Source organism: Rhizobium sp. G21 (genome assembly GCF_014158035.1).
Classification (GTDB): Bacteria; Pseudomonadota; Alphaproteobacteria; order Rhizobiales; family Rhizobiaceae; genus Rhizobium_E.
Genome location: NZ_JACFXW010000002.1, coordinates 575,919 through 600,432, shown reverse-complemented (window position 1 = coordinate 600,432; position 24,514 = coordinate 575,919). Strand labels below are relative to the sequence as shown.

Sequence of the window (24,514 nt, the reverse complement as noted above, 5' to 3'; positions counted from 1 at the left end):
CCTCACACCCGCCGCCCCGTCTCCGGGTCAAACAGATGCACCAGTCCCGGCTCGATCGTCAGCCGCAGGCTGTCGCCCGGCCGCACACGCTCCCTGCCCTGCTCTACCACGGTGATTTCACTCTGACCTGAACCGAGCACGATATAGGTGAGCGACCCCGTGGATTCGATCAGCGACACCGGCAGGGTGAAGCCGGCTTCCTCGCCATGCGCCACCTTCAGATGCTCCGGGCGAAGGCCAGCGAGCAGCTTGCGGCCCGGCTCGATGGGCTGCGCAACGGCGAGTTCAGGCGCGCCCGGCAGATCGAGAACCACGCGGTTGCCGCCGGCGCTGGTCGCGGTCACAAAATTCATCGCTGGCGAACCGATGAAGCCGGCGACGAAGCGATTGGCGGGGCGATCATAGAGTTCGAGCGGCGCGCCCTGCTGCTCGATCACCCCGTCTTTCATCACCACGACATGATCCGCCATGGTCATCGCCTCGATCTGATCGTGGGTGACATAGACGGAGGTCGCGCCCAGCCGGTCGTGCAGCGCCCGGATTTCCTTGCGCATGGAGACGCGCAGCGCCGCATCGAGATTGGACAAGGGTTCGTCGAACAGGAAAGCCTTGGGGTTGCGAATGACGGCGCGCCCCATGGCGACGCGCTGGCGCTGGCCGCCCGAAAGCTGGCGCGGATAGCGATCGAGAAGACCGGAAAGGCCGGTGATCGCAGCCACCTCCGCGGCCTTGGCCTTGGCGGCGGCTTTGTCGGTTCCGCGCATGCGAAGGGGATACATGAGATTCTCCTCCACCGTCATATGCGGATAGAGCGCATAGGACTGGAAGACCATCGCGATGTCCCGTTTGCGCGGCGGCGCGTCGCGCATATCCTGGCCGGCGATCGTCATCCGGCCTTGGCTGATCTTTTCCAGACCGGCGAGCGACCGCAGCAGCGTGGACTTGCCACACCCGGAAGGACCGACGAGCGCGACAAAACTTCCCTTCTTGATCGTAAGATCGATATTCTTCAACGCATGATAGGCGCCGTAATGCTTGTTGACGCCTGTCAACTCGATTTGCGGAATCATTTGAGGGCTCCTGACGTGAGGCCGGACACGATGCGGCGCTGCAGAAGAACGAAAAGGGCGAGGATCGGCGTCACATACATCGAGGCGAAGGCCATGATGTTGTTCCACTCATTGGTGTTGGGTCCCATGAAGGAATAGAGCCCGACGCTCGCCGGCTGATACTCGATCGCCTGGATGATCGACTTGGAATAGACGAATTCGCCGAAGGCCTGCATGAAGATCAGGATGGCCGAGACGAGGATGCCGTTACGGGCCAGCGGCAGCACGATATGAAAGAAGGCGCCGATACGGGAATTGCCGTCGACCATCGCCGCCTCTTCGAGTTCGATCGGCACACTCATGAAGGTCGCGCGAACAAGCACGACGAAAGGGCATGCTTTTGGCGGCGATGGCGATGATCACCGCCAGCCGGGGGTATTCGAGCAGGCCGAGTTGCGAATAGCCGACGAAGATGGGCGTGATCATCAGCGAGGCCGGCAGGACCTGCAGCATCAGGATCAGGAACAGGCCGATATCGATCCAGACATTGCGGTATCGCGCCAGAACATAGGCGCAGCCGGCGCCGAGGATAGTGATCAGCACCACTGATCCCAAAGCGACCAGCAGCGAATTCCACAGAAAGCGGCCGACGCCCCTCGCCTGCCACACCGCGCCATAGACGCCCCATTGCGGATCGGACGGCCAGAAGTTCGGCGGCGTGGCGAACATTGCCGAGCCGGTCTTCAGCGCCGTGATATACATCCAGTAAAGCGGAAAGAGATAGATCGCCGCCAGAACGAGCGCGATGGCGAGCATCAACCGGTTTCGAAACGTTTCGGTCATCCCCGCACCTCCTGCCGCGTCGAGCGGACATAGACGACCGAAGCGATCATGACGAAGACGATCATGATGACCGACACGGTCGCGCCGCGGGCGAAATCATATTGCTTGAACGAGAGATCCCAGGCCCAGTATTGCGCCACATTCGAGGAATTGTTGGGCCCGCCCGAGGTGATGCCGGCAAAGAGATCGAATTGCTGCAGGGTGAAGATGAGGCCGAGCGAGATGATCGCGCCGATGGTCGAGCGCATCATCGGCAGGGTGATGGTGACGAAACGCTGGAAGACGCCCGCCCCATCGAGTTCCGCCGCCTCATAAAGATCCTTCGGGATACCCGAAAGTCCAACCGAGAGCAGGATCATGTTGAAGGACGTGCCGAGCCAGATATTGGCGAGGATCACCGCCCAAAGCGAATAATGCGGATCGGACCGCCAGAAGATATTGCCGGAAATGACGCCCGCCTCGCGCAGAAAATAGTTGAGCACGCCGAAATCGCCGGAAAGGATCCAGTTCCAGATCGCGCCGACCACGAGGCCCGGCATGACCCAGGACACGAGAAACAGGCCGCGCAGCCAGCTCGATCCCGGAAAATCGTTCCAGAAGAACAGCGCCAGACCGAACCCGATCAGAAACTGGCCTGCGATCGAGGCGACGACGAAGACCGCCGTGTTGCGCAGGATCGGCCACGTCTCCGGCTGCGAAAACAGCGCGACGTAGTTCTTGAAGCCGACGAAAGGCCGGATGAACGTGCCCAGCGAGAACATGTCCACTTCCTGGAAGCTCATGAGCACATTGTAGATCAGCGGCAGACCGGACATCACGAACAGGAAGCCGAGCGGCAGCGCCACGAGGCCGATGTCGAAGCCGCGACCGTCGGTCAGGCTGGTGAGGAATCTCTTCATGGAACCCCGCGAAAACTAGACGTCCTCGGGGCCGCCCGCCTCGGTCGAGCGAGACGGCCCCTTCGGGAGGAACGGGTGTGGCTTTCCCCGCGAGGAGGAAAGCCTGTAGCGTCAGCCCAGTACCGCGGAGATCTTCTCCGCCGCCTGGTCGAGCGCGTCTTTCGGGCTCATCTGGCCGGTCAGCGCCGCTTGGATCGCGTCCTGGATCGCCTTGGAGATTTTCGGCCAGGCCGGATGCGGACCGCGCGGCTGGGCGTATTTCAACTGCTCCAGGAAGACCTTGAGCGCCTCGTCCTTCAGCGGCTTTCCGGTCGCGGCAATGGTGATGTCGGAGCGGGCCGGCAACTGCCCGAACTTTTCGAACATCTTGTCATCCTGCGAGGCGAAATATTCGAGCACCTTGAAGGCTTCGTCGGGATGTTGGGTGTTCGAGAAGATCGCCCAGTTGAAGTCGCCCATGGCCGAAGAACGCTGCGCGCCCGCCTCGGGCACCGGCAGCAACGCCACGCCCCAGTCGAACTTGGCTTCCTCCAGCATGCGGTCGAGCTCCCAGGGGCCGGAGATCGCCATGGCGGCGTTGCCGGAATTGAAGGTTCCGGTGGAATCCCACTGGCCGCGCGTCAATGTGTCAGGCGACGCGAGCTTTTCGTCCATGATGGTCTTCCAGGTCTCCAGCGCCTTCACAGCGCCCGGCGCGTTGATCTGCTGATAGCCGCCGCCGCCCATCTGCGCCCAGGGCAGGAACTGGAAGGTCCCCTCCTCGCTCGCCTTGGCGGAGAACGCCAGGCCGTAAACATTGTTGGCCGGGTCGGTCAGCTTGCGGGCGGCTGCGACCAATTCGTCCCAGGTCTGCGGCGGCTTGGCGGGATCGAGACCCTTTGCCTTGAACATGTCCTTGTTGTAATAGAGCGCGATCGTATTGGTGGCCTTGGGAACGCCGAAATATTTGTCGTCCCACATCACCGATTTCAACGGGCCGGGATAATAGTTCTCCGGCTTGATCACCGTGGATTTGGCGATCCGGTCGGTCAGGTCGAGAAAGGCGCCGCGCGACGAAAACAGCGCGTGCTCGGGGTTGTCGACGGCGATGATGTCGGGCGCCTGGCCGGTGGAGTAAGCGCGCATGGCCTCGCTGACCACATCGTCGAACTGGATCTGGCGGTACTCGACCGTGATCCCGTTCTTCAGAGCGTTGAAATCCTTGATCAGATTGGGCGCCGGCTGGATGTCGCGGTCGAGCGACCAGACTGTGATCTTCACGTCCTCGGCATGCGCGGACAGGCCGAGCGCAGAGACGGATGCGAGCGCCAGCGCGCCCGCCATGAGAAATTTCCTGATACCCATGTTCTCCTCCATTCAGGTTCAGAGTGATCCGGGCGGCTTTCCTCCCTGCCGCCTGGGCATTCTCATTGCGGGTCGATGACGAAGTCGCCGCCCCGGCAATTCTTGAGATAGTTGAGCGCGTGGACCTGACCGGTCATTTCGAGCGCGTCGCGATAGACGGGATCGTGCCAGCCCTCGATGTCGATCGAACCGGTCCATCCGGCCAGGCGCAGCTCCGAAATCACGTCGGTCCAGTTGGTGTCGCCGAAGCCCGGCGTGCGCATGAAGACGAATTTCTCCTTGCCGAAAATGCCGTGCTCGCGGATCACCTCCCAGCGGATGGTCGCGTCCTTGCCATGCACATGGAAGATCTTGCTTGCCCATTTGCGGATCTGCGGCAGCGGATCGATGAGGTAGACCATCTGGTGGCAGGGCTCCCATTCGAGCCCGATATTCTCATCCGGCGTCTCGTTGAACATCAGCTCCCAGGCGTCGGGATTATGGGCGATGTTCCAGTCGCCGCTCCGCCAGTCGCCGTCCATGGCGCAGTTCTCGAAGGCGATCCTGACGCCCTTGTCGGCGGCTCGCTTGGCGAGCTCGCTCCAGATCTCCTTGTAGCGGGGCAAGCTGTCGGTCAGCGGCTTGCCCCGGATGCGGCCGGTGAAGCCCGCCACGCAGGTCGCGCCGAAATGATGGGCGTTGTCGATGCAATCCTTCCAGCCCTGAAGCGTGATCTGGTCGATCTCGGTGGTCTCCAGCGGATTGCCGAACATGCCGAGCGTGGAAATGGTGATATCGCGGTCGCCGATCGCGTCCTTGCATCGCTTGCCGAGTTCGGCGAGATCCTGGCTATTGGTAGTCTGCCAGAAGAAGGGCTCGAAGCTTTCGAAGCCCATATCGGCGATCTGGCCGATGCGCTCGGCCGCCTTGCCGCCGCTGGCGCTGACCATGGTGCCGACGCGGATCGATTTTGCCGGGTTGCTCATCCTGCTACTCCTTGGAAATGACGACGCGCTTGCCGCGCCTGGCGCTTTCTATGGCGGCGAACACCATGGAAAGGCTCTTGATATTGTCTTCGCCCGCCGTCTCCGGCGGCGTTCCGGTTTCGATCGCTCGGACAAAGGCGGAAAGGACGCTGGCGTGCCCCTCGGTCGCTGCAAGATCAGGCGCGTCGGGCACGGAAATCTCTTCCTGATCGCGCAGGAACCCTTCGTCTGCGGCGACGCGATGGGCGGAGAATTGATCCAGCCCGTCCCAGAGCAGCGTGCCCTTCTCGCCGGTGATCCGCCACTGGCTTTCCCAACTGGTGTTGGCGCCTTCGGCGCACCAGGAGCCGCGATAGCTGAAGGTCACGTCGTCGCTCATCTCGAAGATCGCGAAAGCCGATGCGCCATGCGCATACCAGGAGCCCTTGGGATTGGTCTCATGGCAATAGACAGCTTGGGGCGTCTTGCCGGAAACGAAACGGGCGGCGTCGAACGTGTGGATCGCCATATCGAGCAGCAGGACATTGTCCATCTCATCGCGAAAACCGCCGAAATGCGCGCCGATGAAAAAATCGCAATGGACGCCGGTGATCTCGCCGATCGCGCCGGATTCGACGAAGGCTTTCATTCGCCTGACGCCCGGGATATAACGGCGGTTCTGAACCACCGCATGGGTCAGACCTTTCTTGCGCGCTTTCCGGATCAGGCTCTCGGCGTCCTTGATCGAGGTGGCCATCGGCTTTTCGGACAGGACGTGGCAATCATGGGCAAGCCCCGTCTTCACCACATCCTTGCGCGCCGGCGGCACGACGACGTCGAACAGGAGATCGGCAGATGTTTCGGACAGGACTGATGCAAGATCGGAGCCGATGACGGCGTCGGTCAGCCCGAATTCCGCGGCCAGCCCGCGGGCCACGCCTTCATCGAGATCGACAAGCCCGACGATGGCGACCTTGTCCTTGAGGTCTTCGTGTTCGGCGATCGCACGCAGCCAGCCCTTGGCCATAGCTCCGCAACCGCACAAAACGGCTGAATATGTCACTGATTTCCTCCACCGACGGAAGCGAAACTCCTCTTTCGCGCTCCGTAAACGTTTACGATACTATTTACAGGAATCGATATTTGTCAATAGGGTTTCCGTAAACGATCACGGAGCGCATCGAGACAGCATGACAGGCATCCGCCAACTCGCCGACCATCTCAAGATTTCGATCGGCACCGTCTCCCGCGCCTTGAACGGCAAACCGGACGTCAATCCGGATACGCGCAAGCGCGTCCTCGACGCGGCCGAAAAGCTGGGCTACGTGGCCAATCAGTCGGGTCGCGCGCTGCGGAAAGGCGAAACCGGGGTCATCGGATTCATGATGCAGACGGGCCCCGAAATCACCGGTCGCGGCGACACCTTCTTCATGAGCGTCTTCGACGGCGTCCAGACCGTCCTCGCCCGCCATAGCCTCGATCTGGTGGCGATGTTGTGCTCGTCCGAAGAAGATCCCGACGAATACCTGAAACGCATGGTGGCGCGCGGTTTCGCCGACGGCGTCATCCTCTCCGCGACCCGGCGGCAAGAGGCTCGCTTCGAGTACCTCGCCCGCCGCAAAATTCCCTTCATCACCCTCGGCCGAAGCCTCACCGACGTCGATCAGCCGTGGATCGACCTGGATTTCGAAGGCATGGCGGAACGCTCGGTGCGGCGCATGGTCGAGCGGGGCAAACGCGACCTGGCCTTCGTCTGGCCGCACGGAGACCTCAATCTCGGCTATGTTTATATCGAGCGATGCCGTCAGGTGCTCGCCGAATACGGTCTCGATCTGCCGGACGCGCAGATTTACCACGCCGCGGCCAGCGAAAAAGGCGGCTACGATGTGGCGAGCCAGATCCTCAGTTCGGACAAGCGCCCCGACGGCGTGTTGTTGGTCAGTGAATCGGTGGCGCTCGGCCTTTACCGGGGCCTCGCCGAAGTCGGCCTGTCGCCCGGCCGCGACATCGCGGTGATCGGCATGCGCAGTCCGCAGGCGGAATTTTTGGCGCCGAGCCTTACTTATTTCGACCTGTCGCTTCGCGATCTCGGGGCCGCTCTTGCCGAAAGCCTGCTTGCCGCCATGCCCGGCTACCGCGAACATTATCCGGATGCGCCGCAACGCCAGCTCTGGCCGATGACCTTCGTCGAGGGCGAAAGCGGCTGAAGATATTTGACAGGTCGTCAGAAACTTGGCAGCAAATGGCCGACAGACTGATGGCAGGCAGAATAACCATGGCGAAACGACCGGACAATCAAGGACGCTTGGACGAGGCGGCGCGCGCCGGCTGGCTCTATTACGTCGCCGGCCGCACCCAGGACGAAATCGCCTCGATCATGAGCATTTCCCGCCAGAGCGCACAACGTCTGATTTCATTGTCGGTGGCTGAAAAGCTGGTCAAGGTCCGGCTGGATCACCCGATCGCCGCCTGTCTCGAACTCGCCGAAGCGATCAAGGATCGCTTTGGACTGAAGCAGGTCGAAATCGTGCCGAGCGATCCGGATGCTGGAAACACGGCGATCGGCGTGGCCGAGGCCGGCGCCGCCGAGCTCGAACGCTGGCTGAAGCGCAGCGACCCGCTGGTGATCGCCATGGGCACCGGCCGCACGCTGCGCGCCGTCATCGACCAGCTGTCGCCGATGGAGTGCCCACAACATAAGATTGTGTCGCTCACCGGCAATATCAGCCCGGACGGATCGGCCGCCTATTTCAACGTCATCTTCTCCATGGCCGATGCGGTCAAGGCGCCGCACTTCCCGATGCCGCTGCCCGTCATCGTGTCTTCGCAGGCGGAACGGGACCTGCTGCATCGCCAGCCGCTGATGGCCACGACCATCGATCTGGGCAAGCATTCCGACGTCACTTTCGTCGGCATCGGCGAGATGGCGCAGAACGCGCCGCTGCTGGTTGACGGATTCTTGAACGATGCGGAGATGGAGGAGTTGCTCGCAGCCGGCGCGGTCGGCGAAATCTGCGGCTGGATTTTCGGACCGGATGGAAAACTCCTCGCACATGGGGTGAACGACCGCGTCGCGAGCTTGCCTATTCCCTCCCGCGACGCCTCGACGGTCATCGGCCTGGGGCGCGGTGTCCGCAAGCACAAGGCCATTCGCGCCGCCGTCATCGGCGGCAAAATCAACGGCTTGATCACCGATGAAGACGCAGCCCGGATGCTGCTCGCCGGCTGACAGCCACCTCGCCTTTCCAACAGCAGCGGACTTCACGCGCGCCCTGGAAGACGGGCAGCGTGTGCGGCCCTGTTTTTTTATTCGATATTTCAGGGACTTGCATGGTCCTTTCGGCGCTGCAAAAAGAATCCCTATTGACAGTTTTCCGGACGAAGTGAATATCTGCCCATGAGCATGGCATTTGCTCAAGTTTCTCTTCTGGGAGGAAGACCATGAACCTGAAGACTTTCCTGCTGGGCGCAAGCTCGGCATTGGCGATGTTCGGCCTCGCGAACGCCGAGACCCTGACGATCGCCACCGTCAACAATGGCGACATGATCCGTATGCAGAAGCTGACGGACGATTTCACCAAGAAGAACCCCGGCATCGAGCTGAACTGGGTGACCTTGGAAGAAAACGTTCTGCGCGAACGCGTAACCACCGACGTGGCCACCAAGGGCGGCCAGTATGACGTCATGACCATCGGCACCTACGAAGCTCCGATCTGGGCCAAGCAGGGTTGGCTGGTCGCGCTCGACAATCTCGGCGCGGACTATGACGTGGACGATCTGCTGCCGGCTATCCGCGGCGGCCTGACTTTGGAAGGCAAGCTCTACGCAGCGCCCTTCTACGGCGAAAGCTCCATGGTCATGTACCGCAAGGACCTGATCGAAAAGGCCGGGCTCACCATGCCCGACGCTCCGACCTGGGACTTCATCGCCGACGCCGCCCGCAAGATGACCGACCGCGCCACCGGCGTGAACGGCATCTGCCTGCGCGGCAAGGCCGGCTGGGGCGAAAACATGGCTTTCCTGACCGCCATGTCCAACTCCTTCGGCGCCCGCTGGTTCGACGAGAACTGGAAGCCCCAGTTCGACCAGCCGGAATGGAAGAACACGCTCGATTTCTACGTGAAGCTGATGAACGACGCCGGTCCGCAGGGCGCGTCCTCGAACGGTTTCAATGAAAACCTCGCGCTCTTCCAGCAGGGCAAGTGCGGCATGTGGATCGACGCCACCGTCGCCGCATCCTTCGTGTCCAACCCCAAGGATTCCACCGTCGCCGACAAGGTCGGTTACGCTCTGGCTCCGGACAACGGCCTCGGCAAGCGCGGCAACTGGCTCTGGGCCTGGAACCTCGCGATCCCCGCAGGCTCGCAGAAGGTTGAAGCAGCTGAGAAGTTCATCGCCTGGGCGACCGGCAAGGACTATCTGAAGCTGGTGGCGGACAAGGAAGGCTGGGCCAACGTTCCTCCGGGCACGCGCACCTCGCTCTACGAAAACGCCGACTACCAGAAGGCCGCTCCGTTCGCGAAGATGACCCTCGACTCCATCAACGCAGCCGACCCGACCAAGCCGACCGTCAAGCCGGTCCCCTATGTCGGCGTCCAGTTCGTGGCGATCCCTGAATTCCAGGGCCTCGGCACCACTGTCGGCCAGCTGTTCTCGGCGGCTCTCGCCGGTCAGATGAGCGTCGACGATGCGCTGGCTCAGGCTCAGCAGGTGTCCGAACGCGAAATGACCCGCGCCGGCTACATCAAGTAATCCACAGGCTCCCAGGCCTGACCTTGCTGCCCGGCCCCTCTGGGCAGCCTTTTTCAAAGAATCATTCCGCGCCCAAGCGCGACATCTATTGTCTCGACAATTCACCATACCGCTGCGCAGGGGAGGAAACGATGGCGACGCAACAGACGAGAACGCTCGCGCGCGCAATGATGGCTCCATCAGTGGGGCTGCTGTTGATCTGGATGATTGTGCCACTGGCGATGACGCTGTGGTTCTCGTTCCAGAACTACAATCTGTTGAACCCAGGCAATGTGAGTTTTGCCGGATTGTTCAACTATCGCTTCTTCTATACCGATCCCGCCTTCTTCCAGTCGATCTACAACACGCTGGTGCTGGTCGGCGGCGTCCTGTTGATCACAGTGATCGGCGGCGTGCTCATCGCCCTGCTCCTCGACCAGGACATGTGGGGCCAGGGCTTTGTCCGCATCATGGTCATATCGCCCTTCTTCGTCATGCCGCCGGTCGCGGCGCTGGTGTGGAAGAACATGATCATGCATCCCGGCTACGGCGTTCTCGCCGACATCAACCGCGCGCTCGGCTTTCAGCCTGTCGACTGGTTCGCCCAGTATCCGCTGTTTTCGATCATAGTCATCGTCGCCTGGCAATGGCTGCCTTTCTCGACGCTCATTCTCCTGACCGCGCTGCAGTCGCTCGACGGCGAGCAGAAGGAAGCCGCCGAAATGGACGGCGCCGGCATATGGAGCCGCTTCATCTATCTGGTCGTGCCGCATCTTTCGCGCGCCATCACGGTCGTCATTCTCATCCAGACGATCTTCCTGCTCGGCGTCTATGCGGAAATTCTGGTCACCACGAATGGCGGCCCCGGCTACGCCTCCACCAATATCGCCTTCCTGATCTACCGCACCGCGCTGCTGGGCTATGACGTGGGCGGAGCATCCGCGGGCGGCATCATCGCCGTCATCCTCGCCAACATCGTCGCCTTCTTCCTGATGCGCGCCGTCGGCAAGAACCTGGACAAGTAAGGAGAGACCCATGGCCCGCGCCGTTTCGACCCGCCGCAAAGCCTTCTTCACCGTCGCCGCCTGGTCGGTCGCGTTGTTGATCTTCTTTCCCATCCTCTACACGCTGATCACTTCGATCAAGACGGAGAGCGAAGCGATCCAGGGCTTCAGCCTCATCCCCTCCGGGACTTTCGAAAACTATATCGAGGTCCAGACCCAGCGGGATTATTTCAAGCCGTTCATGAATTCGGTGATCCTGTCGGTCGGATCGACGATCCTGGCTCTGCTGGTGGCGGTTCCCGCCGCCTGGTCGATGGCCTTCGCGCCGACCAGCAAGACCAAGGACATCCTGATGTGGATGCTCTCCACCAAGATGATGCCGGCGGTCGCCGTGCTGGTGCCGATCTACCTGCTGTTCCGCGATTTCGGCCTGCTCGACAGCCGCATCGGCCTGACCATCATGCTGATGCTGATCAACCTGCCGATCGTCGTCTGGATGCTCTATACCTACTTTCGTGAAATCCCGGGCGAGATCCTCGAGGCCGCCCGCATGGACGGGGCGACGCTATGGGGTGAGATCGTGCATGTGCTGACGCCGATGGCGGTGCCGGGCATCGCCTCGACCATGCTGCTCAACATCATCCTGGCCTGGAACGAAAGCTTCTGGTCGATCCGACTGACCACCACCAACGCCGCGCCGCTGACCGCCTTCATCGCCTCGTTTTCGAGCCCGCAGGGCCTGTTCTGGGCGAAGCTCTCGGCGGCTTCGACCCTCGCCATCGCCCCCATCCTGATCATGGGATGGTTCTCGCAGAAGCAATTGGTGCGCGGCCTGACCTTCGGCGCGGTGAAATAAGAGACAAGGGGAGAAACAACGATGGGCACGATCCAACTCAAGAAGGTCAACAAGTCATTCGGCGCGACCACGGTCATTCCGAGCATCGATCTCTCCATCGAAAACGGCGAATTCGTCGTCTTCGTCGGCCCCTCGGGCTGCGGCAAGTCCACGCTTCTCCGGCTGATCGCCGGTCTCGAGGACACCAGTTCCGGTCATATCGAGATCGACGGAAAGGATGTCACCAAGACGCCGCCCGCCAAACGCGGGCTCGCCATGGTGTTCCAGTCTTACGCGCTCTATCCGCATATGAGCGTCTATAAGAACATCGCATTCCCGCTGAAAATGGCGGGCATGGCGCCCGAAGCCATCGACAAGAAGGTCAAGGACGCCGCGCGCATTCTCAACCTCACCAACTATCTCGAGCGGCGGCCCGGCCAGCTGTCGGGCGGCCAGCGTCAGCGCGTCGCCATCGGCCGCGCTATCGTGCGCGAACCCTCGGCCTTCCTGTTCGACGAACCGCTCTCGAACCTCGACGCAGCGCTTCGCGGCTCGATGCGCCTGGAAATCTCCGAACTGCACCAGCAGCTCGGCGCCACCATGATCTATGTCACCCACGACCAGGTCGAGGCGATGACCATGGCCGACAAGATCGTCGTGCTGCAGGCCGGCAATATCGAGCAAGTCGGCTCGCCGATGGATCTCTACAACCGTCCCGACAATCTGTTCGTCGCCGGCTTCATCGGTTCGCCGCGCATGAATTTCGTCACCGGCGCAGCGGCCGCTCCGGGCATGGCGCGCATACGATCGGCATTCGACCGGAACATGTCCGGCTGTCTTCGACCGAAGGTCTTTGGAAGGGCAAGGTCGGCGTCACCGAACATCTGGGCTCGGACACGTTCCTCCATATCCACACCGAAGAAGCCGGCAGCCTGACGGTTCGCGCCGATGGCGACACCACGTTCCGGCATGGTCATGAGGTGTATCTGACGCCGGACGACAAACGCATTCATCGCTTCAACGACAAGGGGATGGCCGTCCGATGAGCAGGCTTGACGGAAAATCGGCGCTGATCACCGGCTCTGCGCGCGGCATCGGCCGCGTCTTCGCCGAAGCCTATATCCGCGAAGGCGCGACGGTGGCGATCGCCGACATCAACCTCGAACGCGCGCAGCAGACGGCGTCGGAGCTCGGCGCTTCGGCCTACGCCGTCCGCATGGACGTCACCGACCAGACCTCGATCGACGCAGCGATCGCCGCGGTCGAAGAAAAGACCGGCGGCCTCGACATTCTCGTCAACAACGCCGCGCTCTTCGATCTCGCGCCGATCGTGGAAATCACCCGCCAGAGCTACGATACGCTGTTCTCGATCAATGTCGCAGGATCGCTGTTTACGATGCAGGCGGCGGCCAAATCGATGATCACGCGCGGCAAAGGCGGCAAGATCATCAATATGGCCAGCCAGGCCGGCCGCCGAGGCGAAGCGCTGGTTGCGGTCTACTGCGCCACCAAGGCGGCAATCATCTCGCTCACCCAGTCGGCCGGTCTCGACCTGATCAAATACGGCATCAACGTCAACGCCATCGCCCCCGGCGTGGTGGACGGCGAACATTGGGACGGCGTCGACGCCCTGTTCGCCAAGCATGAAAATCGCCCGCTGGGCGAGAAGAAGAAACTCGTCGGCGAGGCCGTGCCTTTCGGGCGCATGGGCCGCGCCGAGGACCTGACGGGCATGGCCGTGTTTCTCGCCTCCGCCGAGGCCGACTACATCGTCGCCCAAACCTACAACGTCGATGGCGGCAACTGGATGAGCTGAGGCTCCCAGACCCCAGGATCGGAGACTGCCCATGACCAAACTCTCGCTCGCCAATCTCGAAGCGCTGTCCGCCAAAGCCAGCGTTCCCCGCTACCGGCGCGACGATCTCTCGGCCGGCATCGTGCATTTCGGCGTGGGCAATTTCCATCGCGCTCATCTGGCCGTTTACCTGCATGAGTTGATGAACGAGGGCAAAGCCCATGATTTCGCCATCATCGGCGCGGGCGTCATGGCTTCCGACGCCAAGATGAAGGCGACCCTTCAAGCCCAGGATTATCTCACCACCGTCGTCGAGCAGGACGTCAACCGCTCGGCCGCCACCATCACCGGCCCGATGATCGACATCATCACCGCGCCCGACTTCGACCGCATCATCGACACGCTCGCCGATCCGAAGATCCGCATCGTGTCGATGACCATCACCGAAGGCGGCTATTTCATCGATCCCGCCACCGGCAAGTTCGACCCGGAGCATCCGGCGATCGTCGCCGACGCCGCCGATCCCGAGCATCCCAAGACCGTGTTCGGCCTGATCATCGCCGGACTGAAGGCCCGACGCGACGCAGGAAACGCGCCTTTCACGGTGATGTGCTGCGACAACATCCCGGGCAATGGCGAAGTGACCGAAGCGACCGTCACTGGCCTCGCCAAGCTTTCCGATCCGGATTTCGCCCACTGGATCCACGACAATGTCGCCTTCCCGAACTCCATGGTCGACCGTATCACGCCGGCGACGGGACAGCGCGAGATCGAAATCGCCCGCGACGCCTATGGAATCGAGGACGGTTGGCCGGTATTCTGCGAAGAATTCAAGCAATGGGTCATGGAAGACAACTTCCCGCTCGGGAGACCTGATTTCGAAGACGTCGGCGCGACCTTCGTGCCGGACGTCGCCCCTTACGAACTGATGAAGCTGCGCATCCTCAATGGCGGCCATGCGGCGATCGCCTATCCCGCCGCGCTCATGGATATTCATTTCGTTCATGAATCGATGGAAGACGAGCTGATCCGCGCCTTCCTCGCCAAGCTCGAGCATGACGAGATCATTCCAGTCGTTCCTCCGGTGCCGAACACCAGCCTCAACGACTATTTCGACCTGATCGAACGTCGCTTCGCCAATCCCAAGATCGGCGACACCATTCCGCGGCTCGCCCAGGACGGATCCAACCGTCAGCCGAAATTCATCCTGCCATCCACCAGCGATCGCCTCGCCAAGGGCCTCGACGTCGTCGGTCTGGCGCTGGTGTCGGCGCTGTGGTGCCGGTATTTCGAAGGCGTCTCCGACAGCGGCAAACCCATCGCGTTCAACGATGCGAGCGCCGAGAGATTGCAGGCAGCCGCGCTCGCGTCACGCCAAGACCCGAAAGCCTTCCTTGCGCTCGGCGATATTTTCGGCGATGTGGGTGTGAACCCGCAATTCGTCGCCCGCTTCGGCCAGGCGCTCGCTAGTTTGCGGGACCGAGGCACGGCGGCGACTTTGCGCGCCTATCTTGACGGGACGCTTGGCGGGTGACGACACAGAACAACGGCGGCGATTGGCTCATCATCTTCGATTGCGACGGGGTGCTCGTCGACAGCGAGCCGATCGCGCTGGATGTGCTGCGCGCCATGCTGGCCGAGGAAGGCGTTGCGCTCGACGCCGACTCGATCTCCGATCGTTTCCTGGGGCGCAGTCTCTCCTCGATGACGGCGCTGATCCGGCAGGAATTCGGCGTCGCTCTGCCGGAAGATTTTCCCGACAAGATGCGGAAACGGCTGTTCGTTCGCTTCGAGCAGGAATTGCAGCCGATTCCGGATATGGCCGATACGCTCGACGATCTGGCCTCGGCCGGCTTCTTCTATTGCGTCGCCTCTTCGAGCCAGCCGGAGCGGATCGCCAAAAGCCTGGAAGTCACGGGGCTTCATAGCCGGTTCAGCCCCCGCATCTTCAGCGCCACCATGGTGTCTCGGGGTAAACCGGCGCCGGATCTTTTTCTGCACGCCGCCGCGCGGCTCGGCTTTTCCCCCGAACGCAGCATCGTGATCGAGGACAGTCCCGCCGGCGTTCAGGCGGCGCGGGCGGCCGGCATGACGGTCTTCGCCTTCTCCGGCGGATCGCATGCGAGCAGCGAGACCTATCATGCCGCCATCAAGGCTCTCGAACCCGACCAGCGATTTGACGCGATGGCCGATTTGCTGCAACTTGCCGAGCGGGTGAGGAGAGCGAAAGACGGCATTGATGGGTGAACATGTCATCGCGGTGGATGTGGGCACCGGCAGCGCGCGCGCTGGCGTGTTCGATATCGACGGACGGCAATTGGCGCGAGCCGTGACGCGCATCGGGCTTCACCGACCACAGCCGCTCCACTACGAGCAGAACAGCGACGAGATCTGGTCGGCGGTGTGCCGCTCTGTCCGCGAAGCGCGTCAAACCTCCGGTTTACCCGCCGACGCGATCGTGGCGATCGGCTTCGACGCGACCTGTTCGCTGGTCGCCCGCGACAAGGGCGGCGCGCCGATCTCGATTTCAGCCTCGGGTAAAGGATCATTCGACACGATGCTGTGGATGGATCATCGCGCCCGAACGGAATCGGACGAATGCTCGATCGCGGACAATCCCGTCGTCTCGCGCTTCGGCGGCCGTCTTTCCCCGGAAATGCAGGCCCCTAAACTGCTTTGGATGAAGCGACACCTACCCGAAGCCTGGGCGCGAGCCGGCAACATTTTCGATCTCTGCGATTATCTCACCTGGCGCGCCACCGGATCAAACGCGCGTTCGCACTCGCCGCTCGCCGCCAAGTGGGGCTACGAACCCGTCGCGCCCGGCGCCCGGCCCGATGATTTCTACGATCGCATCGGCCTGTCCGACCTGGCGGACAAGGCAGGAATTCCCGAAAGGTCGACGCCGCTCGGCCAGGTCGTCGCACCATTGAGCGAGGCGGCCGCCGACGACCTCCTTCTGAGTCCAGATTGCCTCGTCGCCCCTGGCCTGATCGACGCCTATGCCGGGGCGATCGGGGCCTTCGTTTCCGAAGGCGGCGATTATGATCGAAAGGCCGCGCTGATCGCCGGGACGTCCAGTTGCGTGATCCGCTTCGATCGCATCGCAGAGACGAAGGTCGGTTGCTGGGGCGGATTTCACGATGTCGCCTTGCCGGATCTCTGGTTGATGGAAGCCGGCCAATCCGCGTCCGGTGCTCTGCTCGATCACCTCATCCGGCTTCACCCTGCCGGTCGAAGCGCCTCGCCGCCTTCCCCGATGACGTTGTTCGACGCCATCGCCGAACGGCTTGCGGTCGAAGGCCCGGCCTACGGCGCCCCTTTGACCGTTCTGCCTGATTTCCACGGCGCGCGCTCGCCTGTCACCGACCCCCACTTGACCGGTATCCTGGCGGGCTTGACGCTCGATGAAAGCTTCGACGGACTGTGCAAACTGTTCTGGCGGGCCTGCGTCGGTCTCGCCTGTTCGATCCGCGACAGCCTGTCCAACATGCCGGGCGCCGGCGATATTGAAACCCTGCTGATGGCCGGCGGTTTCGCGAGCCATCCGCTGATCCCCGCGCTCTACGCCAATGTCACCGGCAGAACCGTCGTCACCGACACCACCCGGGATTCCGTTCTGTATGGTTGCGCTTTGCACGCAATACGTGCTTCTGGCCTGGCTCGTAAGGCCGCGGGGAAAGCGGTGTCCTTCAATCCGGGCAGACGCGCCGTGTCGCCCGATCCGGATGCGGCGCGCCTGCACGAGCGCGATTATGCGGCCTATCAGATCATGAAACGTCATCAGGCGGAACTGACGGCGCTCTACGGCTGACCTCCACCTGCGACGCGTGGAAAGGCGACTGCAGGCCTTGACTTGGCGCCGCATCGTATAACGTCGCCGATCTTCCCACCCATGCCGTTTCGTCGCAGCGAGCGAACGCCGTCCATCTCGAACCGAAGTTTTTATTGCGAGAGGCGGCGTCATCGGGCTAAGCCTGCCTTGTCTAATTGCCTAGACATCCAGCGCAAGGACCCGAGTGCAAAGCTATCTCTCCACCCTCGCCCCATGGACGCGCGAAATCCGCGCCGGCCGGCTCGTCGAACAGGCCGCGGCCCTCTGCCTGCGACGCGACGTCGACGGCGGGTCCGAGGTCCTGCTGGTGACCAGCCGCGATTCCAGGCGCTGGGTGCTGCCCAAGGGCGCGGTCGAGAAAAGGAAAACACCGGCGAGGCCGCGGCCCGCGAGGCCTTCGAAGAAGCCGGTGTGTCCGGCGCGGTGCAAAACAAGCCGCTCGGCCGCTATATCTACGTCAAGCAGAAGGAAGGGGTAGTCTGCCTGGTCACCGTTCACTGCGTCTTCGTGGAAAAATGCGCGGAGTTCTTTTCCGAGACCGGGATGCGAATTGCGGAATGGACCCCGCTTCTGGAAGCAGCCCGCCGCGTGCAGGAGCCGGAACTGAAGAGCCTGATCGCTTCGCTGGCTTGATCGCCAGGATAAACCGCTTGGCGGGAGGTTCTCAGGCCTTAGGATCGACCGCCTCGGCGCCGACGTTCATCGTCGCGCCGAAGCTCAGATCTCAGCCAGGGCAATCTCGATCTCGAGCAACGTCCCGTCGCCGTCCACACGCAAGGACTCGCCTTTCTCGAGGCGGACGACGTCCCATTGCGACAGTCGCCGACCCGCCGCCGCCACGTCGCCGCACAGAACGACGAGGAATGTCAGCTCCGCCGCCTCCACGCCCCCGCAGGGCGTTTCAAAACGCGGTGGACCGCGACGCCACGGCGCGTCATCACATTGAAGTCGGCTGTCGGTCCGCCACGATTTCGGCTGGATATCGCCAGGTCGCCGGAAAACGTGAATGGGTCGCCAGAAACATGAAGCTCAACGCTTTCTTCAGGCAAATCGAGCGTCATGCCGTCACCCGAAAGCAGCGTGATGGTGCGGTCTATGCCTGGAAAGACCGAAAAAGATCCATCCTCCGCCACATGCGCGATCGAGAGCCGCCAGATGAACGCGTCGAGCCCTGCGCCGTCGGGAAAGGACGCGACCTCTTCGGTCACGCCCTTGCCGTTCTTCCACGGCATTTTGCGATAATCGTCCCGCCGGAGGATGCGCATCAGTTGCCCAGAATGCCCGGCAGGCGAAGGCCCTTGTCGCTGGCGCAATCGAGCGCGATGTCGTAGCCGGCGTCGGCGTGACGCATGACGCCGGTGGCCGGGTCGTTCCAGAGAACACGCTCCAGCCGGCGCGCCGCATCATCCGTGCCGTCGGCGCAGATGACCATGCCCGAGTGCTGGGAATACCCCATGCCGACGCCGCCGCCGTGATGCAGCGACACCCAGGTCGCGCCAGACGCGCAATTCAGGAGCGCGTTGAGCAGCGGCCAGTCCGACACGGCGTCCGAGCCGTCCTTCATGGCTTCCGTCTCGCGATTGGGCGAGGCGACCGAGCCGGAATCGAGATGATCGCGGCCGATGACGACGGGCGCCTTGAGTTCGCCGTTGCGCACCATTTCATTGAAAGCGAGGCCGAGCTTATGGCGATCGCCCAGGCCCACCCAGCAGATGCGCGCCGGCAGACCCTGGAAGGAAATGCGCTCACGCGCCATGTCCAGCCAGTTATGCAGATGCTTGTTGTCCGGCAGGAGTTCCTTCACCTTGGCGTCGGTCTTGAAGATGTCCTCCGGATCGCCCGACAGGGCCGCCCAGCGGAACGGGCCAATGCCGCGGCAAAACAGCGGACGGATATAGGCGGGCACGAAACCCGGAAAGGCGAAGGCGTTTTCGAGCCCTTCGTCCTTGGCGACCTGACGGATATTATTGCCGTAATCCAGCGTCGGCACACCCATGTTCCAGAAATCGACCATGGCCTGGACATGCACCTTCATCGAAGCGCGCGCGGCCTTCTCGACGGCTTTGGGATCGCTCTCCTGCTTGGCTCGCCATTCGGCGACCGTCCAACCGGCGGGAAGATAGCCGTTGATCGGATCATGGGCGGAGGTCTGGTCGGTGACGATATCGGGGCGAACGCCGCGACGCACGAGTTCGGGGAAAATATCGGCGGCGTTGCCGATCAGGCCCACGGACTTGGCTTCACCCGCCTTCGTCCACTGGTCGATCAGCGCCAGAGCTTCATCAAGGGTGTGCGCCTTGGCGTCGAGATAACGGGTGCGAAGCCGGAAGTCGACGCGGGTCTCGTCGCATTCCACCGCCAGGCAGCAGGCGCCGGCCATGACGGCGGCGAGCGGCTGGGCGCCGCCCATGCCGCCAAGGCCGCCGGTGAGGATCCACTTGCCCGTCAGATTGCCGTCGTAATGCTGGCGGCCGGCTTCGACGAAGGTTTCATACGTGCCTTGGACGATGCCCTGGGTGCCGATATAGATCCAGGAGCCCGCCGTCATCTGGCCATACATGGCCAGGCCGCGCTTATCGAGCTCGTTGAAATGATCCCAGGTCGCCCAATGCGGCACGAGATTGGAGTTGGCGATCAGCACGCGCGGCGCATCCTTATGCGTGCGGAACACACCCACGGGTTTGCCGGACTGCACCAGCAGCGTTTCGTCCTCGTTCAGATCCCGGAGCGTCGCGACGATCTTGTCGAAGTCGTCCCAGGTGCGGGCGGCGCGGCCGATGCCGCCATAGACCACCAGATCATGCGGCCGTTCGGCGACGTCGGGGTCGAGATTGTTCATCAACATGCGCAGCGGCGCTTCGGTCATCCAGCTCTTGGCGGTCAGTTCAGTGCCGGTGGCGGCGCGGACGTCGCGGATATTGTGGCGGGGATTGGCGGTCATGTCTGTTCCCTCTGTTCGTGTTCTTGAAAATCAGCTTTCGAGCCGCGGCAACAGGCCGGGCGAGATGCTATCGGTGAGCCCGCCCTCGGCGATGAGCCGCGAAGCGGCGTCGAGATCGCCGGCCATGTAGCGGTCGACTTCGAGCGTCGGCACCACAGTGCGAACGGCGGCCATGGCTTTTTCGAGTTCGGGACTGGTGCGCAACGGCGCGCGGAATTCAACGCCCTGAACCGCCGTCAAAGCCTCGATGCCGACGATGGCGTTGAGATTGTCGGTCATCTGCAACAGGCGGCGCGCGCCATGGCAGGCCATCGACACGTGATCTTCCTGATTGGCCGAGGTCGGCGTCGAATCCACGGACGCAGGATGCGACATTTGCTTGTTTTCGCTCATCAATGCGGCGGACGTGACTTCGGCGATCATCAGGCCGGAATTGAGACCCGGCTTCTTGGCGAGAAAGGCCGGCAGTCCGTAGGACAGCGCCGGATCGACCAGAAGCGCGATGCGGCGCTGGGCGATGGCGCCGATCTCGCAGATCGCAATGGCGATCTGGTCAGCCGCGAAGGCCACAGGCTCGGCATGGAAGTTGCCGCCAGAGACGACCGAACTGTCCGACAGCACCAGCGGATTGTCGGTGACCGCATTGGCTTCGATTTCGAGCGTGCGGGCCGCCATGCGCAGGAGATCTAGGCATGCGCCGTCGACCTGCGGCTGGCAACGGATGCAATAGGGATCCTGCACCCGCTCGTCGCCATCGAGATGGCTTTCGCGGATTTCAGATCCCGCCAACAGCGAACGGAGCGCGGTCGCCGCATCGATCTGGCCCTTATGGCCACGCAGCGTGTGTATATCGGGATGGAACGGCGCCGACGAGCCCATGGCGGCGTCGGTCGACAGAGCGCCGGTGATCAACGCGGAGCGTGCGGCGCGATGAGCGCGGAACAGACCGGCAAGCGCCAGCGCCGTCGAGGTCTGCGTGCCGTTGATGAGCGCTAGTCCCTCTTTGGCGGAAAGCACCACCGGCTCCAGTCCGACTTTCGCCAGAGCTTCGGCGGCCGGCATCCGCACACCTTCGTAAAAAGCTTCGCCCTCGCCGATCATGGCCGCCGCCATATGCGCCAGCGGGGCGAGATCGCCGGAAGCGCCGACCGAGCCTTTTTCCGGAATGACCGGCGTGACGCCCTTTTCCAGCATGCCTTCGATCAGGCGGACGAGCTCCAGCCGAACGCCGGAGCGCCCGCGGCCGAGCGAGATCAGCTTGAGCGCCATGATGAGGCGGACGATATTGTCTGCGAGCGGGCGCCGACGCCGCAGCAATGCGACAGGATGAGATTGCGCTGCAGGGTGGCGAGATCGGCGCTGTCGATCTTGATCGAGGCGAGTTTGCCGAAGCCGGTATTGACGCCGTAGACGGGCTCGTTGCCGGCGGCGATTTCTGCGATCCGCCCAGCGGCCTTCTCGATCGCAGCGTCGAAAGAGCGGTCGAGGCGCGCTGGTTCGGAGGACCAGAAAATCGTTTCGAGGTCAGTGAGCGGCACGGAGCCGGGATGGAGCGTGATGGTCAAAGCGAGATCCTTTCGCCTTTGAAGACATGCAGATGCAGCGGATTGAAGCCGATGCGGTAGACGAGTTCCGCCAGGCTCTCGACATTCCAGACGGCGAAGTCGGCCGACTTGCCGTCTTCGAGAGATCCGGTTTCAGCCGAGACGCCCAAAGCGCGGGCGGCGTTGCGGGTGGCGCCGAGAATGCACTCCTCCACGGTCAGACCGAAGAGCGTCGCCGACATGTTCATGGTCAGAAGCAGCGAGGTCAGCGGCGAGGTGCCGGGATTACAGTCGGTGGCGATGGCGATCGGCACGCCGGCCGCACGCAATGCGGCGACCGGCGGCTTGCGGGTTTCGTGGATGGCGTAGAAGGCGCCGGGAAGCAGCACCGCGACCGTGCCGGACGCCTGGAGCGCCGCGACGCCCTCATCATCGAGATATTCGATGTGATCGACGGAGAGAGCGCCATGAGAGGCCGCGAGCTTGGCGCCGCCGAGATTGGAGAGTTGCTCGGCATGCAGCTTGACCGGCAGTCCTAGCTCTCGCGCATGACGAAAGACGATCTCGATTTCGGCCACCGAGAAGGCGATGCCTTCGCAAAACCCGTCAACGGCGTCGACGAGACCTTCGGCTTTCGCCGCCGTCATGCCCGGAAGCACGACGTCGGCGATATAGTCGGCATTGCGGCCTTTATAGGCGGCCGGCGTGGCATGCGCGGCGAGATAGCTCGTCACCACGCGCACCGGTCTGATCTCGCTGAGCCGGCGAGCGGCCCGGAGCATGTTGAGTTCGCCTTCGATCGACAGGCCATAGCCTGATTTGACCTCGATCGTGGTGACGCCTTCGGCGATCAGCGTGTCCACACGCGGCAGCGAGGCTTCGACCAGTTGGTCGACGTTCAGCGCATTGGTCTGGCTGACCGTGGAGACGATGCCGCCGCCGGCACGGGCGATTTCCTCGTAGCTCGCGCCCGCCAGCCGCATTTCGAATTCCCGGGCGCGATTGCCACCGTGCACGATATGCGTATGGCAATCGATGAGACCCGGCGTGACCCAACGTCCCTCGAGATCCTGCACATCCAGGTCGCGGGGCTCCGCGCCGGCGGGAAGATCACCCTCCACGCCGACAAAGGCGATCCGGCCGTCGCGCACCAGTATCACGCCGCCCTCGATGACGCCGAGACCTTCGGCGCCCGGCGTCATCGAGGCGATGCGGGCATTTCTGTAGAGCGCGTCGGGTCGCGAAAAAATCTGGTCCATGATCGATATTCCGCTTCAATCTTTATGATTCATGTATATACATAATAAGTGACAGGCAAGAGAAATTTTCGAGCCGCCCGCCGACAGGCCAAGAGAACCGGAGAAAACGCCGATGACCCGACTTTACGCCAAAACCGCTCTCACCGCGTCCGGTTGGAAAAAAGACGTCCGGTTGACGCTTGCCGATGGGCGGATCACGACATTGGAGACCGGCGTCGCCGCTCTGCCGGGCGACGAGATCTCTGACGTGCTGCTGCCGGCTATGCCCAACCTGCATAGCCACGCCTTTCAGCGCGCCATGGCGGGTCTTGCGGAATTGCGCGGGCCGGGCGCCGATAATTTCTGGAGCTGGCGCAGCATCATGTACAAATTCGCGCTCACCATGACGCCAGAGGACATGGAGGCCGTGGCGGCGCAGCTCTATATGGAAATGCTCGAAGCCGGTTTCGGCCGCGTCGGCGAATTCCATTATGTCCATCACGACAGGGACGGCGCCCCCTATGGCGACATTGCCGAACTCGCCAACCGCATCATGGCGGCGTCAAGCGAGGCGGGCATCCATCTGACGCTGCTGCCGGTCTTCTATGCCCATTCCGGCTTCGGCGGACTTGAGCCTATCGACGGACAACGGCGATTCATCAATTCGATCGACAGCTATGCCAAACTCATGGACGCTTGCCGAACCGGACTTGCCGCTCTTTCGGGCGGGCGACTCGGAATCGCCCCGCACAGCCTTCGCGCCGCAACGCCTGACGAGTTGACCACGATCCTGCCGCTGGCCGAGGGCGGGCCCATCCACATCCATATCGCCGAACAGGTGAAAGAGGTTGAAGACTGCGTCGCCTGGTCTGGCTCAACTCCCGTCGAATGGCTGCTTCGCAACATGCCGGTCGATGACCGCTGGTGCCTGATCCACGCCACCCACATGACCGAGACGGAAACGGCGGGAATGGCGCGGTCAGGCGCGGTCGCCGGCCTCTGCCCGATCACCGAAGCCAATCTCGGCGACGGCGTCTTCCCTGCTCCGCGTTTTCTCGACCAGGGCGGGGCGTTCGGGATCGGATCCGACTCGAACATTCTGATTTCCGTCGCGGAAGAACTCCGAACGCTCGAATATTCGCAGCGTCTTTCGCTCCGGGCCCGCAATGTCGTGGCGGCGCCCGGCGGCTCGACCGGCCGGAGGCTGTTCGATAGCGCGCTGTCGGGCGGATCCAAAGCGCTCGCTTCAAACGCCTCGCTTGCAATCGGGGAAACAGCCGACATCGTCAGCCTGGATCTATCCGAAGCGTCCCATCTCCAGGACGACCAGATCCTCGATCACTGGATCTTCGCAGGCCGCCTCAGCGTCGACAAGGTCTGGACCGCCGGCGTCAAGCGCGTCGAGGGCGGCCGCCATGTCCAGCGAGAGGCCATATCGACCCGGTTTCACAAAGCGATGGCGAGGCTTCTCGACGCCTGATCTTTTCGGCGAGCAAGGGGCAGTGTAAGCGC

At 62.6% G+C, this 24,514-nt stretch carries 20 protein-coding genes and 3 pseudogenes; 12 read left to right on the top strand and 11 right to left on the bottom strand.

Features of this window, described 5'->3' with window-relative positions; genetic code table 11:
- Positions 1–2 precede the first annotated feature (2 nt).
- The 6 genes and pseudogenes from H2O14_RS24015 to H2O14_RS23990 all read right to left on the bottom strand — a co-directional run bounded on the left by H2O14_RS24015 (position 3) and on the right by H2O14_RS23990 (position 6,142).
- Positions 3–1,070 carry an ABC transporter ATP-binding protein gene (locus H2O14_RS24015; protein ID WP_182829868.1) on the bottom strand — a complete coding sequence of 356 codons (1,068 nt, stop codon included), beginning with the start codon at positions 1,068–1,070 and terminating at the stop codon, positions 3–5.
- Positions 1,067–1,892, bottom strand: a pseudogene (locus H2O14_RS24010) (carbohydrate ABC transporter permease). The gene H2O14_RS24015 and the pseudogene H2O14_RS24010 overlap by 4 nt, the downstream one beginning before the upstream one ends.
- The gene (locus H2O14_RS24005; RefSeq protein WP_182829867.1) at positions 1,889–2,791 is read right to left on the bottom strand and encodes a carbohydrate ABC transporter permease; all 903 of its coding nucleotides are present in this window, start codon (positions 2,789–2,791) and stop codon (positions 1,889–1,891) included. Before H2O14_RS24005 ends, H2O14_RS24010 begins: the two are co-directional and overlap by 4 nt.
- Before the next feature lie 111 nt (positions 2,792–2,902).
- Entirely contained in the window at positions 2,903–4,135 is a 1,233-nt protein-coding gene (locus H2O14_RS24000; protein ID WP_182829866.1) for a sugar ABC transporter substrate-binding protein, read from the bottom strand.
- A gap of 62 nt (positions 4,136–4,197) precedes the next feature.
- Positions 4,198–5,100 (bottom strand): sugar phosphate isomerase/epimerase, encoded by a 903-nt coding sequence (locus H2O14_RS23995; RefSeq protein ID WP_182829865.1) that lies wholly within the window; start codon positions 5,098–5,100, stop codon positions 4,198–4,200.
- Positions 5,101–5,104: 4 nt separating this feature from the next.
- On the bottom strand, positions 5,105–6,142 hold the full coding sequence (locus tag H2O14_RS23990) for a Gfo/Idh/MocA family protein (RefSeq protein ID WP_182829864.1): 1,038 nt from the start codon (positions 6,140–6,142) through the stop codon (positions 5,105–5,107).
- Positions 6,143–6,269: 127 nt separating this feature from the next.
- On the opposite strand from H2O14_RS23990, the gene H2O14_RS23985 reads away from it, so the two are divergent.
- From H2O14_RS23985 to H2O14_RS28070, 11 genes and pseudogenes are all read left to right on the top strand, one after another.
- Positions 6,270–7,286, top strand: a complete 1,017-nt coding sequence (locus H2O14_RS23985) for a LacI family DNA-binding transcriptional regulator (protein WP_182829863.1) — start codon at positions 6,270–6,272, stop codon at positions 7,284–7,286.
- A gap of 68 nt (positions 7,287–7,354) precedes the next feature.
- The gene (locus tag H2O14_RS23980) at positions 7,355–8,308 is read left to right on the top strand and encodes a sugar-binding transcriptional regulator (RefSeq protein ID WP_182829862.1); all 954 of its coding nucleotides are present in this window, start codon (positions 7,355–7,357) and stop codon (positions 8,306–8,308) included.
- A gap of 212 nt (positions 8,309–8,520) precedes the next feature.
- Positions 8,521–9,831 (top strand): ABC transporter substrate-binding protein, encoded by a 1,311-nt coding sequence (locus H2O14_RS23975; protein ID WP_182829861.1) that lies wholly within the window; start codon positions 8,521–8,523, stop codon positions 9,829–9,831.
- Positions 9,832–9,962: 131 nt separating this feature from the next.
- The gene (locus tag H2O14_RS23970; RefSeq protein WP_182829860.1) at positions 9,963–10,835 is read left to right on the top strand and encodes a carbohydrate ABC transporter permease; all 873 of its coding nucleotides are present in this window, start codon (positions 9,963–9,965) and stop codon (positions 10,833–10,835) included.
- A 10-nt stretch (positions 10,836–10,845) separates the two neighbouring features.
- Entirely contained in the window at positions 10,846–11,670 is an 825-nt protein-coding gene (locus H2O14_RS23965) for a carbohydrate ABC transporter permease (RefSeq protein WP_182829859.1), read from the top strand.
- 21 nt (positions 11,671–11,691) lie between these two features.
- Positions 11,692–12,695: pseudogene (locus tag H2O14_RS23960) on the top strand (ABC transporter ATP-binding protein).
- Positions 12,692–13,465 (top strand): L-iditol 2-dehydrogenase, encoded by a 774-nt coding sequence (locus H2O14_RS23955; RefSeq protein ID WP_182829858.1) that lies wholly within the window; start codon positions 12,692–12,694, stop codon positions 13,463–13,465. Before H2O14_RS23960 ends, H2O14_RS23955 begins: the two are co-directional and overlap by 4 nt.
- Positions 13,466–13,496: 31 nt before the next feature.
- Positions 13,497–14,978 (top strand): mannitol dehydrogenase family protein, encoded by a 1,482-nt coding sequence (locus H2O14_RS23950; RefSeq protein WP_182829857.1) that lies wholly within the window; start codon positions 13,497–13,499, stop codon positions 14,976–14,978.
- On the top strand, positions 14,975–15,691 hold the full coding sequence (locus tag H2O14_RS23945) for an HAD family hydrolase (RefSeq protein WP_312858713.1): 717 nt from the start codon (positions 14,975–14,977) through the stop codon (positions 15,689–15,691). Before H2O14_RS23950 ends, H2O14_RS23945 begins: the two co-directional genes overlap by 4 nt.
- Complete coding sequence (locus tag H2O14_RS23940) at positions 15,684–17,258, top strand: FGGY-family carbohydrate kinase (RefSeq protein ID WP_182829856.1); 1,575 nt, start codon at positions 15,684–15,686, stop codon at positions 17,256–17,258. The genes H2O14_RS23945 and H2O14_RS23940 overlap by 8 nt, the downstream gene beginning before the upstream one ends.
- An 81-nt stretch (positions 17,259–17,339) precedes the next feature.
- Positions 17,340–17,912, top strand: a complete 573-nt coding sequence (locus H2O14_RS28070) for an NUDIX domain-containing protein (protein WP_312858712.1) — start codon at positions 17,340–17,342, stop codon at positions 17,910–17,912.
- 84 nt (positions 17,913–17,996) lie between these two features.
- On the opposite strand, the gene H2O14_RS23930 is transcribed toward H2O14_RS28070, so the two are convergent.
- The 5 genes and pseudogenes from H2O14_RS23930 to hutI all read right to left on the bottom strand — a co-directional run bounded on the left by H2O14_RS23930 (position 17,997) and on the right by hutI (position 23,023).
- Complete coding sequence (locus tag H2O14_RS23930; RefSeq protein ID WP_182829854.1) at positions 17,997–18,164, bottom strand: hypothetical protein; 168 nt, start codon at positions 18,162–18,164, stop codon at positions 17,997–17,999.
- A complete protein-coding gene (locus H2O14_RS23925; protein ID WP_182829853.1) occupies positions 18,146–18,544 on the bottom strand; it encodes a HutD family protein in 399 nt (132 codons plus the stop codon). Before H2O14_RS23925 ends, H2O14_RS23930 begins: the two co-directional genes overlap by 19 nt.
- Positions 18,544–20,220, bottom strand: a complete 1,677-nt coding sequence (hutU, locus tag H2O14_RS23920) for a urocanate hydratase (RefSeq protein ID WP_182829852.1) — start codon at positions 20,218–20,220, stop codon at positions 18,544–18,546. The genes H2O14_RS23925 and hutU overlap by 1 nt, the downstream gene beginning before the upstream one ends.
- Before the next feature lie 30 nt (positions 20,221–20,250).
- Positions 20,251–21,758 (bottom strand): annotated as a pseudogene (gene hutH, locus H2O14_RS23915) (histidine ammonia-lyase).
- 23 nt (positions 21,759–21,781) lie between these two features.
- Entirely contained in the window at positions 21,782–23,023 is a 1,242-nt protein-coding gene (gene hutI, locus H2O14_RS23910; RefSeq protein ID WP_182829851.1) for an imidazolonepropionase, read from the bottom strand.
- 112 nt (positions 23,024–23,135) lie between these two features.
- Between hutI and H2O14_RS23905 the strand changes: the two genes are divergently transcribed.
- Entirely contained in the window at positions 23,136–24,482 is a 1,347-nt protein-coding gene (locus H2O14_RS23905; protein ID WP_182829850.1) for a formimidoylglutamate deiminase, read from the top strand.
- Positions 24,483–24,514 lie beyond the last annotated feature (32 nt).